15 protein-coding genes and 3 pseudogenes are annotated in these 16,638 nt (G+C 36.1%); 8 read left to right on the plus strand and 10 right to left on the minus strand.

Annotation, left to right across the window (positions count from 1 at the left end; genetic code table 11):
* Positions 1-722: 722 nt before the first annotated feature.
* The 7 genes and pseudogenes from MKL38_RS19235 to accC all read left to right on the plus strand — a co-directional run.
* A pseudogene (locus MKL38_RS19235) lies at positions 723-953 on the plus strand (hypothetical protein); the annotation flags it as partial.
* Between the two features lie 66 nt (positions 954-1,019).
* A pseudogene (locus tag MKL38_RS00890) lies at positions 1,020-1,331 on the plus strand (aldolase/citrate lyase family protein); the annotation flags it as partial.
* A 152-nt stretch (positions 1,332-1,483) separates the two neighbouring features.
* Positions 1,484-3,733: a TonB-dependent receptor gene (locus tag MKL38_RS00895; RefSeq protein ID WP_270902229.1), complete on the plus strand. Its 2,250-nt coding sequence runs from the start codon at positions 1,484-1,486 to the stop codon at positions 3,731-3,733.
* Between the two features lie 266 nt (positions 3,734-3,999).
* Positions 4,000-5,325, plus strand: coding sequence for a Y-family DNA polymerase (locus MKL38_RS00900; RefSeq protein WP_270902230.1), 1,326 nt, complete (start codon positions 4,000-4,002; stop codon positions 5,323-5,325).
* A gap of 235 nt (positions 5,326-5,560) precedes the next feature.
* Positions 5,561-6,016 (plus strand): type II 3-dehydroquinate dehydratase, encoded by a 456-nt coding sequence (gene aroQ, locus MKL38_RS00905; RefSeq protein ID WP_270902231.1) that lies wholly within the window; start codon positions 5,561-5,563, stop codon positions 6,014-6,016.
* A 17-nt stretch (positions 6,017-6,033) separates the two neighbouring features.
* Positions 6,034-6,453, plus strand: a complete 420-nt coding sequence (locus MKL38_RS00910; protein WP_003652263.1) for an acetyl-CoA carboxylase biotin carboxyl carrier protein — start codon at positions 6,034-6,036, stop codon at positions 6,451-6,453.
* A 17-nt stretch (positions 6,454-6,470) separates the two neighbouring features.
* The gene (accC, locus tag MKL38_RS00915; protein ID WP_003652264.1) at positions 6,471-7,841 is read left to right on the plus strand and encodes an acetyl-CoA carboxylase biotin carboxylase subunit; all 1,371 of its coding nucleotides are present in this window, start codon (positions 6,471-6,473) and stop codon (positions 7,839-7,841) included.
* 47 nt (positions 7,842-7,888) lie between these two features.
* On the opposite strand, the gene MKL38_RS00920 is transcribed toward accC, so the two are convergent.
* The 7 genes and pseudogenes from MKL38_RS00920 to MKL38_RS00950 all read right to left on the minus strand — a co-directional run bounded on the left by MKL38_RS00920 (position 7,889) and on the right by MKL38_RS00950 (position 12,920).
* Entirely contained in the window at positions 7,889-8,392 is a 504-nt protein-coding gene (locus MKL38_RS00920) for a hypothetical protein (protein ID WP_003652266.1), read from the minus strand.
* A 155-nt stretch (positions 8,393-8,547) separates the two neighbouring features.
* Positions 8,548-9,711: an MFS transporter gene (locus MKL38_RS00925; RefSeq protein WP_270902232.1), complete on the minus strand. Its 1,164-nt coding sequence runs from the start codon at positions 9,709-9,711 to the stop codon at positions 8,548-8,550.
* 372 nt (positions 9,712-10,083) lie between these two features.
* Positions 10,084-10,290 carry a hypothetical protein gene (locus tag MKL38_RS00930; protein WP_270902233.1) on the minus strand — a complete coding sequence of 69 codons (207 nt, stop codon included), beginning with the start codon at positions 10,288-10,290 and terminating at the stop codon, positions 10,084-10,086.
* Positions 10,220-10,417 (minus strand): annotated as a pseudogene (locus MKL38_RS00935) (hypothetical protein); the annotation flags it as partial. The pseudogene MKL38_RS00935 and the gene MKL38_RS00930, both read right to left, overlap by 71 nt.
* A gap of 47 nt (positions 10,418-10,464) precedes the next feature.
* Complete coding sequence (locus MKL38_RS00940; protein ID WP_270902234.1) at positions 10,465-11,169, minus strand: hypothetical protein; 705 nt, start codon at positions 11,167-11,169, stop codon at positions 10,465-10,467.
* 193 nt (positions 11,170-11,362) lie between these two features.
* Positions 11,363-12,373, minus strand: a complete 1,011-nt coding sequence (locus tag MKL38_RS00945; RefSeq protein ID WP_270902235.1) for a hypothetical protein — start codon at positions 12,371-12,373, stop codon at positions 11,363-11,365.
* Between the two features lie 337 nt (positions 12,374-12,710).
* Positions 12,711-12,920, minus strand: a complete 210-nt coding sequence (locus MKL38_RS00950; protein WP_209831000.1) for a hypothetical protein — start codon at positions 12,918-12,920, stop codon at positions 12,711-12,713.
* A gap of 353 nt (positions 12,921-13,273) precedes the next feature.
* Between MKL38_RS00950 and MKL38_RS00955 the strand changes: the two genes are divergently transcribed.
* Positions 13,274-13,450 (plus strand): hypothetical protein, encoded by a 177-nt coding sequence (locus tag MKL38_RS00955; RefSeq protein WP_004643166.1) that lies wholly within the window; start codon positions 13,274-13,276, stop codon positions 13,448-13,450.
* A 277-nt stretch (positions 13,451-13,727) separates the two neighbouring features.
* On the opposite strand, the gene MKL38_RS00960 is transcribed toward MKL38_RS00955, so the two are convergent.
* From MKL38_RS00960 to MKL38_RS00970, 3 genes are all read right to left on the minus strand, one after another.
* Positions 13,728-13,958: a hypothetical protein gene (locus MKL38_RS00960; protein WP_005046549.1), complete on the minus strand. Its 231-nt coding sequence runs from the start codon at positions 13,956-13,958 to the stop codon at positions 13,728-13,730.
* A gap of 653 nt (positions 13,959-14,611) precedes the next feature.
* On the minus strand, positions 14,612-15,607 hold the full coding sequence (locus tag MKL38_RS00965; protein ID WP_442866687.1) for a Csu type fimbrial protein: 996 nt from the start codon (positions 15,605-15,607) through the stop codon (positions 14,612-14,614).
* A 23-nt stretch (positions 15,608-15,630) separates the two neighbouring features.
* Positions 15,631-16,638 (minus strand): fimbria/pilus outer membrane usher protein (locus MKL38_RS00970; RefSeq protein WP_270902237.1); only part of this gene is annotated, 1,008 nt, incomplete at its 5' end.

Consider the following 16,638-nt stretch of genomic DNA (forward strand, 5'->3'; position numbering starts at 1 on the left):
CTGTGGAGGGATAAATACCTACGGAGAATATCCACACTTAATTGCAAATACAAATGATAATTATTATTATTTACATTCAATAATAAAAAATTACATTAACTTAACAACTCTTCATTTTTTTCACACAGTAAAATCAAGTCAAATCACTCACACTGCAAAATTCAACCTTAAATTTCCTAAAATACTGATCAATGCACAACTGGATCAGATGAATTTATCCTGATTAAGTGTGATATAAATCACAATTATTTTGTAATTTTTAACAAACGAATAGAAACTTTGCCTCCTCAATGCTTTCTTCTCATTCCTGAATAGAGCGAGAAACAAATTACTAAAAACAAAAAAGCAATTAGCTAGGATTAGTTGAAAGAAATGATAAAAGCCGAGTAAAAAATAAGCTCTACGGAATATCATGTGTAAACCTACTCTATAGAGCCTAGTAAAAATTCTTGTTAGTGAGTGGAATTATTCTATGTGGTCTGATGGATTATCCTCTTCAAAATTGAATTAATATTTATCTAAACAAAATCCATCTATTCCATGCAGACCATTAAACTCTAGCTCAAAAACTAGATATTTTAAGGAGAACCATGAAATTCCTCTATTAAGCTTTATTCAACAAGCTGCACCCAACCAAAATTTACAATCGAACGATGCTAAAGACTTCATTACTTTTTGGTGGAAACAATACATTAACGTTTCGCTTATTCTATTAGTTGAACTATTTGCAAATAAAGGCATTAGCGTGGAGTCACATAGTACTTTTTCATAAAAATGGCCTACCAGTTAAGGCAGCCTTGAAAGATTTTCATGACGGTATTCGTTTTAGTCGTCATCTTTTATGCGAGCCAGACCTTCTACCAAATTTACAAGATGCGCCAAATGAACATGCCAAGATTAATACAAACTCATTCTTGGAAACCCATTCTCCAAATTTGTTCCGTAGCCTCTCCGATTAATGTCGAGCAACTGGCACTTGCGAGCTATGATTTTATCATTATCGACTTGGAACACACTTTGAAGGACTAGAACAACTAGATGAAATTCTAAAAGTCGAAGGCATCGATATTATTCTTGAAGGTGCTGTTGACCTTTCCCAATCTATGGGAATGCAGTGGCAAACCAGCCATCCGAAGATCAAAGATAAAGTTCAAGAGATGTATGCAAAGACAAAAATGAGCAATAAGCATTTCTGTGCAATTCCCCGACTACCGGAAGATATTGCGGCTTGGGAACAACAATCTGTTCAGCTTTTTGTGCTCGGTGATGACCGAAGCATTATTCGCCGTGCGCATCAAAATCATTTGAATGCCTATAAGGAAATCTCATAACTGTTCAAATATTGTGGGGGAATAAATATCTATTCCCCTAATCTATTGAATAAATTTCAGATATATTATTTTTAAGCAATTAATAATATTGTTAACTACAATGATTCTCATTTATAATTCGCTCAATTTAAAATCATTCTCAGGGCGAGAAAATGGTAAATAAGATAAAAAGTAATAAACTTTTTAAAAGAAAGTCTGAAGTTAAAAATATCATTCCACTCCTTTCACTTGGTGGGGTCATTTTTCTCTCAAACTCTGCCTTTGCAGCTTCATCTCCTGAAACCATAGAAACAGAAAAAAAGCCTGAAGCCCTTCCTACAATTACAATTACCGCTTCACGCGCAGATGAACTTTCTACTTCTGCTAAGCAAGTCACCAAGTTGGATGAAAAACAAATTGAACTTTTAAGAAATGGTTCCTCTGGAAGTATTGCGACTGTATTAGCAAAAGCTGTACCGGGCCTGTCTGACTCAAGCCGTACTATTACAGATTACGGTCAAACTTTACGTGGTCGTAATGCCCTCATCTTGGTCGATGGCGTTCCAATGAACCTTACACGGGACACATCAAGAGGACTTTCCTCAATTGACCCTGAAAGCATTGCAAATATTGAAGTGATCCGAGGCAGTAATGCAATTTATGGTGGCGGTGCTTCTGGCGGTATTATTTCAATTACCACGAAAGCTGCGGGTGGTGAACCTACTGCAAAAACCGTCATTGGGCTACAAACACCTTTAACGAATTTCCGTTCTGATGCTTTGGGTGGAGATATTCACCAATATTTCACAGGCAGCTTTAATGCCTTTGATTATGCATTCGACTTTGGTTATCAACGTATTGGTAGCCCATACGATGCAAGTGGTGACCGTGTTGCACCGGAACCAAGTCAGGGCGACCTTTATGATGCCGATGCCTACAGCGTAGGCGGTAAGCTTGGTTACCATATTGATGACAATCAATACCTACAATTTACTGCTAATTATTATAATGCCGAACAAGACTCAGATTATGCATCTGACACAAGTGTTAAGAATACCCCTGCTGGAACTGTACCAGCCAAAGCCATTAAAGGCTTAAAACTCAAAGACCAGACTAAAAATGAAAACCAGATATATAATCTAACCTATAACCATAAAGACCTGTTTGGTAATAAGGTTGATGCTCAAATTTATTACCGTGACTTCTTTACTCGTTTTTCACCATTTGACGCACGTGTTGCCCCAGATAAAGTCAGCCCACGCGGTGGACAAGTGGATCAGGTCTATCAAGAAAATAACGTACTCGGTAGCCGTTTAACTATTACCACACCACTTGAGTTTTTAGGTGATACCTCATTGGTTTGGGGTGGCGACTTTAGCCGTGAAAAAAGCGAAATGCCTTTGGATATTTTCGATCAAAAAATTTATGATCAATCTGGTGGTTTAGAGTTTGTAAAAATTGGTAAGCTGATTTATTTACCTGAACTCACCACGCAAAGTGTGGGTGGTTTTCTACAGTTAAAACACCGCTTTAATGATCAATGGTCAGCTGAAGCTGGTACGCGTTATGAAGACAGCTATGCACAAATTGATAGCTTTGTTCCATTATCACAATTAGGCAAAACTAACCCTTACACTGTTCCGGGCGGAAAAGTGAAAGCTGATGCATGGTTGTATAATACTAATGTGACTTTCTCTCCAAATGATCAACACTCGATCTATGCATCGTTTAACCAAGGCTCTCAGTTACCTGATGTCGGTGTGATCATCCGAAATGCCGACACAGGTTTTAACCTTGGCTCATCATTCTTAGAGCCTGTAAAAGTTGATAACTATGAGTTGGGCTGGAAAGGAAATTTCAATAACTTCTCTTCAAGTTTAGCGGTATTCCACTCTACTTCTGACCTTGGTGCTGTGCAACCAGTAAGTAATAGTTTGGTTATGCTTAGAACCAAAGAGAAAGTCACTGGTGTTGAAGCAACACTTGATTATCTTGACGATGCAAATATTTGGGGAACTGGTGGTAGTGTTACGTGGATGAAAGGCCGTGAAAAACCTCAAAACGGTGCTGAACAAGACATGACAGGTTTCCGTATTCCACCATTAAAACTTACAGCTTACGTTTCTTATAGCCCAACTGAAACTTGGACCAACCGTCTACAAGCAACTTACTTCGGTTCAGAAGATTACCGCTTGAATGGTGTAAATAGTTTTGGTCGCTCCGATGTAAAAACTTATACAACAGCCGATTTAATCAGTAGCTTTGCGCTTAACAAAAAAGACACTGTGACGATTGGTTTAGAGAACATGTTTAACCGCAAATACTACCCTCTCTATAGTCAATTATTAAGATCTGGCAATAACACTAGTCATTTGGTGGCAAATGGAGCAACGCTTAAAGTTTCTTATAGTCATAAATGGTAATTAAAAATTAGATAGAATGTGCCACAAAAAAGGAGATCTAGTACGGTCTCCTTTTTTTATTTGAAAATTATTTAAGCTTTCTATTTTTTCTTTGTCGACTTGAAACCGACTGTCAGGACTACCCTAGCTTTCTACCAGAAATTTTGTTAACTTGATTTCGTTACATATTCAAGATGTGATTTTATCTCCCAACACTTTTCAACATCGTGTTTATGAAACTCAATTCATGCATGTGGCTTTACCAATATTTTTAAGGGGAAATCATAGTGGAAATTTCACATCGAGAAATTTATGCGCTTGTAGACATTAATAATTGTTATGTCAGTTGTGAGCGACTATTTAATCCCAAACTTATTGGTTTGCCTGTTGTGGTACTTTCTAACAATGATGGATGCGTTGTATCACGCAGCGAAGAAGCAAAAGACTTGGGTATAAAGATGGCAACCCCATGGTATCAAATTGAAGAAGAAGCTCTCAAAGCAGGCGTACACGTTTATTCAAGCAACTACACTTTATATGCCGAGATGTCTCGTCGCTTTTTTTCGGTTCTTGGGGAGTTTTTCTCATCCGATGATTTAGAGGCTTATTCTATTGATGAGTGCTTTATACGTCTGACTCCTTATCTTCAATCTCTAGAGATCCATTCTTATTGTGGCAAAGTCGTAGAAACTCTAGATGAATGGTTAAGCTTACCTTGTTGTATTGGCATCGGATATTCAAAAACTCAGGCAAAGTTAGCCAATCACTATGCCAAAAAAATTAAAAGCTTTAATAGGATTTGTAATTTCACTACTTTAGATCCCCTACTTCTTGAAGACCTCATGCAACAAACTTCTGTTAAAGAAGTCTGGGGAATTGGCTACCAATTGGTCAAACAACTACGAAGCTATGAAATTTATTCATGCCTAGACTTAACTTTTGCCAATGAATACCATCTAGCCAAAGCTTTTTCTGTGGTTATGGCACGTACCATTCGTGAGCTAAAAGGCCAATCCTGCATTCAACTTGATGATCCTGCCATCCTAACAAAACGAATTTTAGCATCACGAAGTTTCGCTCAAGCTTTATCCAGTATTGAGATTATTAAACAAGCGCTTATCTTTCATCTCAATCGTGCTCATCGGCGTTTAATGAAACAAGAACAACTCTGTGCCTGCATTCAAGTCATGCTTTATGAAAAAACAGATAAACCACCTTATAAAAAAGCGTCATCTCAAGCAATTGGCTTAACGTATGCAACAGATGATCTATGCATATTAACCAAAGCAGCAATGCAACAAATTGATGTTTTATATAAAGAAAATAAAAGATACATTAAGATTGGAGTTTTATTTTGTGGTTTGCACGCCCGTCAACATCACATTGATGATTTATGGCAACCTCTTGAGCTGATCCAGCAAAGACAACAACTAATGAAAACACTAAGTACAGTCCGTAATCGATTCGGTAGTCACTATTTACAAGTGGGCTATCATTCGCGTAGCCCATCTTGGCATATGAAACAATGTCACCGTTCAAAAAACTATCTAACTCGATGGAATGAGCTACTCGTAATTGAAGAGAACTCTACAACCGTTACACAAAATACATGAACTGTTTTTGTCAATTCAGTTTAAAATAAGCTTCATTAAATTACTTGAAATTTTGTCATTTTTTAACATTGCTAAATCATCGCAAAATTTACAATATATAAGCCGAATTTGGCGTACCCTTTCTGCGACAATTAAAACAAATTATAAAAAAATTGTAGAAACATATGCCATAATAAGCAAACTTTGCAGACATCTTGCAAAGAATATTTGCAACTTTAGAGCTGGAGCAATCTGAATGAGTTCGACCATTTTGGTGATTCATGGACCGAATTTGAATTTGCTGGGAAAACGCGAACCAGAAGTATATGGTCATCTTACCTTAGGTGATATTAACCAACAACTTATTACCCAAGCTCAACACGCATCAATTACATTAGATACTTTCCAGAGCAACTGGGAAGGTGCCATTGTTGACCGTATTCATCAGGCACAAACTGAAGGCGTAAAACTTATTATTATTAACCCGGCCGCCCTCACTCATACTTCTGTTGCTCTACGCGATGCTCTACTAGGCGTTGCCATTCCATTTATTGAAGTACATTTGTCGAATGTTCATGCACGAGAAGCATTCCGACACCATTCTTATTTATCTGATAAAGCAATTGGCGTGATTTGTGGTCTAGGTGCAAAGGGCTATAGTTTTGCACTCGATTACGCTATTGAAAAAATTCAACCATCTAACCCAAACTAGTTTAGGAATAGTCGCCCATGGATATCCGCAAAATTAAGAAACTCATCGATTTAATGATTGAGTCTGACTTGCAAGCGATTGAAGTTAAAGAAGGTGATCAATCAATCGCTTTAACTCGTCGTAGTCCAGTCGTTGCTGCGGCTGGTGTAGCACTTCCGGCAGCTCCTGTTGCAGAAGCACCAGTTGCAAAAACACCACGTGGAGCAGTTGAACCTTCTCCAATGGTTGGCGTGTTCTACGCTGCTCCAAGCCCAGGCGAAGCACCATTTGTTAAAGTAGGTCAAACTGTATCTGCTGGTGAAACTTTGGGTATTATTGAAGCAATGAAAATCATGAACCCAATTGAAGCAACTCAAAGTGGCGTGGTTGAAGAAATTTTAGTGAAAAATGGTGATGTTATCCAATTCGGTCAACCTTTATTCCGTTATCGCGCGTAATTACCTCGGGGACGTCTATGTTGCAAAAAGTTTTAATTGCAAACCGTGGTGAAATCGCTTTACGAATTACCCGGGCTTGCAAAACATTAGGAATCAAGACTGTTGGTATCTATTCAGATGCTGATAAGGATTTGATGCATTTACGTTTTGTTGATGAAGCAGTATGTATTGGTCCGGGCGCAAGTAGTGATAGCTATTTAAATATCCCGGCAATTATTACTGCTGCAGAAATTACTGGTGCTGATGCCATTCACCCTGGTTATGGTTTCCTTTCAGAAAATGCTGAGTTTGCTGAAATTGTAGAAAGTTCAGGCTTTACTTTTATTGGTCCTCGTCCAGAACATATTCGCCTCATGGGGAATAAAGTTTCTGCGATTGTTGCCATGAAAAAAGCTGGCGTACCTACTGTACCGGGTTGCGACCATGCCGTGACCATCCACAATGCCTTAGCAGAAGCTAAAGAAATCGGTTTCCCGCTTATTGTTAAAGCGGCATCTGGTGGCGGTGGACGTGGTATGCGTATTGTTGAGCGTGTAGATACACTACTTGAATCAGTTCAAGCAGCACAACGCGATGCAGAAATGTGGTTTGGTGACGATACTGTATACATGGAGCGTTTTTTACAAAAACCTCGCCATGTCGAAGTTCAAATTCTTGGTGACGGTAATGGTCATGCGATTCATTTATATGACCGTGACTGTTCATTACAACGTCGTCACCAAAAAGTGCTAGAAGAAGCGCCTGCACCAAACCTGCCAGAACAAGCTCGAGCTGATATTTTAGAAGCGTGTGTTCATGCATGTCAGCTAATGCAATATCGCGGTGCTGGTACGTTTGAATTTTTATTTGAAGACGGTGAATTCTTCTTTATTGAAATGAACACTCGTGTTCAGGTAGAGCACCCTGTTACTGAAATGGTGACTGGTGTTGACATTATTGAACAACAGCTACGTATTGCAGGCGGCCTAGGACTAGAACTTCAACAAGAAGATATCAAAGTTCAAGGACATGCAATCGAATGTCGTATCAATGCAGAAGATCCAACAACTTTCTTACCTTCGCCAGGTAAAATTGAAAGTTTCTATGCGCCAGGCGGTGCAGGTATTCGTTTAGACTCTCATATCTATCCAGAATATAGCATTCCACCTTACTATGACTCTATGATTGCCAAACTGATTTCTCATGGTAAAGACCGTGAAACGTCAATTGCACGTATGCGTCAAGCGTTAGATGAAATGATCCTTACAGGAATTAAAACCAATATTCCTCTGCATAAAGATCTTATTTTGCAAGATAAGAGCTTCTGCTCTCAAGCAATGGACATCCATTACCTTGAAAAACACTTGCTAAAGCAATTGGAAGAAAAGAAGAAAGCTGAAACTGCATAATAAAAAAAGCCTCTTATAAATAAGAGGCTTTTTTTATATCTATTACTTTATGGTAGTACTCTACGCAAAGTCGCAAAACACTGCTCACCCTTAGCGGTTGAACAGAAGTTAATAGTATGATCATTTTTCCACTGTACAAAATATTGAGAAACATCACCTGTTTGATCTTGTTTCTGTCCAGAACAATCCATTTTATTATTATCAAATTTAATTTGCATGACTAAAGCAGCTAACTGTTCTTTAGGATCATCGGACGGTTGATATTCATATAAGCCATATGACCATTCTTGACCACTTTTGATCACTACATCATTACTACTACGGAAATTATAATATTCCACACATTTCTTATTATTTGGAATTTCCATTCCCCATAATCCCATAATTTCAGGACGCGTAACAATACGTATAGCATTAGGATTACTTGCTGTCCGAACGGGTTGTTCGGCTGGCTGCTGAGTCGCCGTTTCTGCCACAGCTAAACCAGAACAAGCCCACAATAATCCAATAATATAAATATTTTTCATAGATTTATTAATCATTAAACGCATGAACTTAAGTTAGCATATTTTTTGACAAATTCACTGGTTCATAACCATATAAAAACAATATTTTTCAACTGTAACGTGCTACAACAAGTCATCAAACAATTTTATATTTACTTGCTTTTTTCAATATAAATACCTTGTTTTTCATTATTTCGAGCTTATGCCGTTGAAGAATCGATTTGTTTAGGAAGCCACATTACAAAGCATAAGCCTAAGAGTACAACCAAGCTGGCACACATAAAGATGATTTCACCGGAAAGAATTTTCCAAAAATGTCCAGCCAGAACACTGCCAAAAGCCACCCCTAAGCCCCACATGGTGCTGTAAAGAGCTTGTCCCCGTCCTTGCTGTCCAGCCGAGAAATTTTGAAAAATAACTCGCATCGCAATTAAGTGAAATAGACCAAAACTAAAAGCATGCAAACACTGTGCAAAAAGTTGACCAACAAAATAATGTGAAAATAGTGCAACTAACATCCAGCGTATGCTCGTCACTAGTAAACACACAATCACCAAACTACGCCATGAAAAACGTTGAAAAATCTTTGACGCAATTGAAAACATAAAAATTTCTGCAAAAACACCTATAGCCCATAAAAATCCAATTTCAGTTGTACTGAAATTCAAAGATTTTAGAAAATTACTATAAAAACTATAAAAAGGCGCATGCGAAAAAAGTAAAATAAATTCAATTGTAAAAAATGCAGCTACTGTCGGGCGTTTAAGCACGGGAAGTAAAGGCTCTAACTGCTTTTGTGAGGTAGGCGCACCATCCGGTTCTCGAATTGTGAAAGACCAAATAAATGCCAATGAAGCAATAATTAATAATAAAATCGGAAGCATCGAAATAGGTACTATTTCTAGAAGTGCACCAATAACGAAAACACCTACAATGAATCCAACAGATCCCCACTTACGGATTTTGCCGTAAAGTTTAGCTTTTTGATCGCCCAACCAAAATAAAGTAACCCCTTCAAATTGAGCTAAAATAGCATTTTGAAAGAAGCTAAAAATAAGCATGAGTAAAGCAATGGATTGAAACGTATTGGGAACTATAAAAATAGCCAACCATATACATGATTCCATCCAAGTCGCCAACCGTACTAATAGCATTCGCTTACCAGATTTGTCAGCAATCCATCCCCATACTAAAGGTGCAAAAAAACGCGTTACAATGGCAATTGATGATAAAACACCAATTTCTTGATAATTAAACCCTTGATCTTGAAGATATAAATTCCAGTAAGGCATGAATGTGCCAACGATGGAATAATAAAAGAAGTAGAATCCGCCGAGTCTAGTTTGGATTGTAAGTGGTTGCATTAAGTTGCTTTATCTTGCATTTTCAAAAAGTTAATCATAATTAAAGTTGCATCCACTTGTACTGATATGCTGAATGTTGCATTTCACTAGTCTACAAATCTAATTTCCAATCAATTTAAAAAATTTGTAGACTGCATGCTTTTAAAGCAGAAACTACACATCAAATTACTGATCTGCGCAATTCTATCATTTTGGGTAAAACAAAATTGATTTATTGTTGATAGGGATAATAAAGAGGTGCCGATGTTTATCTGAGTTAAAAACCTAAAAGTATTAATTTTCTCAAATTGTATTAGCTCATAGCATAAAAAAGCCCTCCGAAGAGAGCAGTTTGCGGACACGGGTTCAACTCCCACTATTTACACCGAAATATTAATTTCTATTTAATAAATGATAACGGTCCATTGGGAGTAAATGCCAAGGAAAAGTACCTATGCGTTTGTATAACGCAGTCCCCTTTTCTTTCTCAATAAATAACCAAGCCATAAAACCTCCGCCATTGAAATAGTCATGTATTGCTGCGGCCATGTGCGGATTGGCTGGCAAAAGTTGCTCGTATTTGTAATGACCCAAATTCATTAATCTTAAATCTAGCTGCTGCTTTCAGGCGAACTATGGTATAGCCCATCTCTTCAGCTACATCATAACAATCAAGACTCTACGCCTTTGTTACAAGCTTTCCCCTACGACCGCCAGACCATGGCCCCCAGCTATAAAAATCCCCATATAATGGGGATTTTTATCAAGAAAAAATTAAAGCGACGATAATTTTGCTTTTATTAATGGCACATAGTACATAATTGTACTAACTTGCGCTGCATTAAATCCTATATCTCTCTTACCTCCTGATGATCCAGTGCAAACAGTAGTCATGATATTTGTTGAAGTGTTATAGGTAGCCCCGGGAGCACATACATGCTCTAAGCCAAAAGCATGTCCCATTTCATGCTCTTCAGGTGATTGAATATTGTGATTGATTCTTTGCCAGTCCAACATTACGTATGGTCGATTAGAATTTCTTTTTCCATGACTATCTGCTTCATTAAAACCGTTTGCTTCAGAATAACCATCATAAACATAAAAATTTAAAGCATTTTTATCTCTAACTTTGGGGTCATTGCAATTATTAAATAAAGTCGCCCACCCATCAGAATCATATGGAGTAGCAGAATTAACTGTTGAAACAAATGAACATGTTGAATTTTTTACATCATTATAAAAAGATACACTTTTGAAGCGAAACTTTATTACAGGTGATCGATCTTCTTTGACAAAGTAATTATTTAAAATATTAACTTCTTCTTGCATTTGATTTAATGTTGCGACCATTTGAGCCGAGGGATTAGAAGTAAGAATAACAAAATGTACATCAAAAGTTTCGTAAGTTGTATCAGCATGTGAGGTAACTGGTTTACAGATAACTAATAAAAAAGCAAATAAAAACAAAAAGGCCTTCATTTCAAGTTAACCTTAAATTAAAATTAATATAAGGTTAACGATATATAAAAGCAGATTATAAAAAAGCGAAAAAAATAGATTTCCACTTATCTATATGGTCTAGCCTAATATAATTAAAGCCTTAACTATACCAATTTATTAAAATTAATTAAATGCACATGTATTTAATTAATTTTAATCTTTACTTAACATCTTACAAATCAGCCAACTTATTAATAAACATCGTAGCTTCAGGATTAAAATAATGACATGATTTTTTTGATAACTCATCATAGATTTCAGAGTATTTTATTTCTGATTCATATAGTTCCTCCTCATCCACGAAATTTTCTTTATTCTTGGCTACAGTTTTTGCAAATGAAAAAACTTCTCCTTTCAAACTCAGGTTAGCCCAATAATATGTATCGCTAACTTTTGCTGCCCCTGTGGTGTAAGAATCTAGGATGTATGCTTCTGTATCCTTATATATAGAAAGCTTGTCTCCTTCTGATTTTCTATATTCCCACCATTCTTTAATTGAGTTTTGGTTATAGACTTCACTATTAGGTTCTGGGTACCTTTCTAAAGTTAATACATCACTATTTTGCTCAACTGATATGAGCTGAATACATTTTGATCCTACGGGAAAATTACTACTATATAATTTTTTATAAAATTTTAATGCAGCAAGACCGTATACATCATCAAATAGTGGGACTCCATTAAATCTAATTGATAAATTAGGATCAAAAGTATCAAAAACATTTTGGCCTGATATATCTAAGACTTTGTACTTAGTAATCCTGTTAAATTCGCCTGTTCCATTTAAAAGTGTTGGAGACAAAGTCCATTGATTAATAGTCGATGTATTAATTTTTCCTAAAAGATCACCATATTTTTGATGTTTTTCATTGCTACCATAAAAACCTGTATAAGTGGCATAGCTAGGTGTCAATCTTTGTTCTTTTTCATTTAAGTTAAAGAAATCCTTTTTTTCAAATAAATTATTATCATCAATTGTTAAAGTAGACCTTACTGTTGCAATTACGCGCTTTACAGGAGGCTCGTCTAATCCAGTAACTATAACTCTTTCAGCAAAATGAAAACTTGACCATTGTTCAAAAACTTTTGGTTTAGGTTCTTCAATATTTTCATCTGAATCATTGCAAGCCACTAGCAATAGACTTGAACACATAGCGATCAATATTTTATTTTTTTTAAACATTATTAAAACTCCATTAAACAACTCTTAATATATTTTTATTTGATAAAGTCACCGAAATAAGATGAACTTATGTTACTGAATTACCATAATAATTAGACTAACAAATACGCGCTAGTATTTAATTCATAGTTATAAAATTAAATACATATAAAATATTTTCTTCAAATTTGACTTTAAGATTCTCAATGGAAGTAGTTTAAGACAAACAGATAATCTTAAAGGAGTACTTAAAAATAAAAGCTCCGCCAATAATCGATATTTAGCAAGGCCTCTTGTGCCATAAAACGTTCGGCAAATTAAAATCAACTATTAAAAAACCCACCGAAGTGGGTCATGTTTACTCTATATAATAGCTGTTTCCATCAGAACTATTGAAAACCAAATTTAAAGTAGGGTAAATACATTCACCTTTTAACAAAATATATTCAACTTTGGGTCTCTGAACTCTAGATGAGTGATTGATTTTATTAGTATTTACTTCTATATAGTTTGCCTGCGCTCTTTTTTCTTTACCTTGGAAATCAATAATTGTAATGTCTTTTAGCATTAATATGCTCCAATTTAATCATACATATTATGCTCAACACTATTTTTATACTATCAATATTTTGTAGGAAACTAGATTGAATTAATTTTTAAAACTTTATTAAACCCATACTTTGAAAAAATTTAGATATGTGTGCTTTATGTACCCCTACTTGAAACTTGGATAACGTAATTTCAAAATTTAAAGGATAAGACTCAACAGGTTATATATAATTGATTTTATTTATGAAATAAGTCATCGAGATAAAGATCTTTTCTGGGACAAATCAACACACATAAGTCTTAAAACTACCGCAATGTAAAGGCTTTTAAAGCGTACTATGAACTCTCCCTAGTGAAGATAAGAAGATAAAAATGTCGGGTTTTAAAAGTTTTTCTCAAAATACAACTAACCATGCCAATGTCATCAAAGCTAAAATGAATAAGCATTCTGCAGCAACACCACCTACTGAAACTCAGCCTTCACAAGTTCCTGGCACTGTAAAAGATCTGCCTGAGAATAATGAACAGCCTGATCCTAATAACAAATAATTTCTTATTAACAGTGCCTTGGAAGTTGTTTTGAGGCTCTGCTACTATAAAGAATAAATTAGTGCACTGATTTATTATACTATTAATTACTTTTATCAATTTGATTTGTTTAGTTATTTAAGAAATTACAGCCACTCATCCCAGAAAATTGATATGACTAGTCTCTCAGATATGAGGGGCTTTTTTAATTGTTTTTTTCACTTAAGCTGTATTTAGCCGACTCATCTTAGATAGGTTAAGCCCAGAAAAATTGGCGGGCTTACTTTTAATATCCGAATTATGAAAGGTATGGATGTTTTTGCGCCAAGTAATCATTCGCTATTTTTGTTGTCTCAGCATAGGTCAACTCCGCACACAACCAAAATCGATATGTATTTTCACCAATAATATAGCTCTGGCGATTGTATGTTGATTGTTTACTTGAATCTATTTCACTGGCTTCTAAGTACGTACCTTCACGGTTATTTATAACTTCACCGTCTAAATCACCACCAATGCAAATGAACATTGTACTAATCCATATAATTATAAAGATCAGCTTAACACATAAAGTAAAAGGCCCCGCCAATAATCGATATTTAGCGGGAATCTTTGTAACCAGTACCCAAATGCTCGGCAAATTGAAATCAAATATTAAAGAACCTCAGAAGAGGGCCTTTAGTTAATCAAAGTCATATCACAAGTTATCTAAAAACTCCCAGCCCTACAATTCTAATACTTTGTTTTTCAATGCAAATAACTAATTTATTAATAACCAACTTTGCCTCTGAAAGCTTTTTTTATTGATAAGAAAGATTAAATAAAGCTAAGAGAACTGTAATTTAATTTGTACAATGTGTTAACTTGTGTAAAAATACATTTAATATTCATAAGGTATTTATTCATCAGATGTTTTTTCTTATTTTTTTAATTTGTCTTTTTCTGTTTTTACTTATTCTAAAACAACATTACCGTTAACCGTTTTTTTTTTCAACTATCTTTTCTTTAAAAATTTTTCTACTTCCTTTAAATTAGAACAATTAATAATCAAATTTATAGATAGCTCCTTTAGGTAGAGTTAAATGTGCGAATCAAACTTGGCTTAAAGGCATCACATTAAAAAATCACGGATATTCACATTACCAACCAAAAACATATTTAACATTAAATTTATAAATTTAATCAATAAGTTACTGTAACAACTATCGTATCTGAGTAATTACCAGGAGTCGTTGAAATAGTAGTACCTTGTGGAATTTTTCCATACACATTTGTGCTTTGAGCACTCCCCAATCCCGTCTTGGAAACACCTCCAGAACCTCCAACCGCGGTTACACCACCTGTAGTATCCCATACCGTACTATAAGTCGAGTTCTGATATAGCTGATAGGGAATATATTGACTACTACCATTTGTCATACGTCTAAAACCTCCAGCAATACGGTTATTTCCATCCCCCAAGTAAATACTATATGGCGTTCCATTGTTACAAGTCGTATTCACAGCACCTTGCCCGTTGTAATCACGACTAGTCGAACCAATATCATTAATATTGCCAAAATCTACATTTGAGGTTGAATCTAATTGGCATAAACTTGGTACAACATAATTAGCCGTTATAGTGGTATTACCTGAATCCCAACCACCTCCGCTATTACCTTCACAGACACTACTAGAGCTTGCCTGCATGTCCCAAAAAAGCTGAACCGTACCAGTATATGTACCTTTAGGATATGCAATGAGCGAACCAGTGCGTGCTGGGACTTTTACATTTACAGAGTAATTAATAATATTATTTGAAGCGACTGTCCTCACTGGTCCATACCAAACATTTGAGGTCTGATTTGTGGTAGAAGAACCTGCGCCACCTACAGTTGCAGTGACCGTATAAGGTAATGAAACGCTATTATTTACGCTTGTGGTTCCGGTAAATACCGTCTTCATACACATATAAGCTGAAATTTCAGGAGTAGTACGTCCGCCAAGACATCTAATCGTGCCGGAAAAGTTGATGTTTGCATCACTATTAATTGTGGCAGCCGTATAGGTATATGTACTATTAGTGTTTCCAGTTACCGTACAAGCCGCATGTGCAGAGCTAAAAAATGCATATAATATAAAAGACAGAACAATTGCTAAAATATACTTTATGGCCAATGAAAGCTTTTTACCCTTCATCCAAAAACTATGACTGACAGTAGTTATCGACATACATAAGGCCCCAACTTTTTAGCACTGTATTGCTTATTTTCATACGCAAAATTAACTTGGCATGAACCATGATCCAGAAGATCTACTTCAAGTTTGTTTTGTTTTAATAGATTTGGAATAAATACTTCACCATCGTAGCCAACTACCCCATCTTGCTGTCCATTAATTCGAACGCTATAACCCGGCAATAACGCTGAGTTATTCGAATCAACAAGTTTCACTAATCCTGAAATGACCTGATGAGCGCCAAAGTCAACCAAGGTTCCTTGGCGATAACCTACGAATGCTGTTTGGTTAGTTGAAGTAACATCCCATTCTAAAGGTAAATATGATGGGTCTAGATAGATATGATGAAGCTGATAAGGTCTTAAATTTGAAATTAAGAATCGACCAGTTCGATCAGTCGCTCCTAAATTGACTCCACCATTTAGAATTTGGCTTTGTGGTCCAGCATTGGTCACGACCGCATAGCCGTCTCCAATTTCATTGGCTGCAAAAATCCGCCCTGCTGCCGCAACCAACGATCCTGTTGCTGAAAGTGCAACCTGATCGTTCTCTCCTATTCTGTTATATCGACCTGTCAGATAAGCAGCACGGGCACGGTAAGATGCATAGATAGATGCATTGTTTTGATTGGCATCCTGATCGTGCTCAACGTAGCCTCCCCATCCAAATGAATCGATTTGCGGGTCATTAAATCCATTTATTTCTTGTCTATATGTTGTTTTACCACTTTCATTAGAAATACTTGTAATCGCATTGACTCTGGTAGATGGTGTATAACGCAATGCAAAGTAAATGCCATAGTCTTTGTGATTTTCATAATCTTTATACGCTGAGGTATAAAATCCCCAGTTCTTGTTCAAACTTCCACTCAAATTGGCAGACACTAATTTATAAGAATTGTCGCTATATTTGATCTGGTTATATCCCAGATAGGCGCTATACCCTTCGTAAAAGTTATAGCTCATCCCCGCCCTAAAAATCTCATCTGCCAG

This window comes from Acinetobacter sp. AOR14_HL (assembly GCF_027855175.1).
GTDB classification, from domain to species: Bacteria; Pseudomonadota; Gammaproteobacteria; order Pseudomonadales; family Moraxellaceae; genus Acinetobacter; species Acinetobacter calcoaceticus.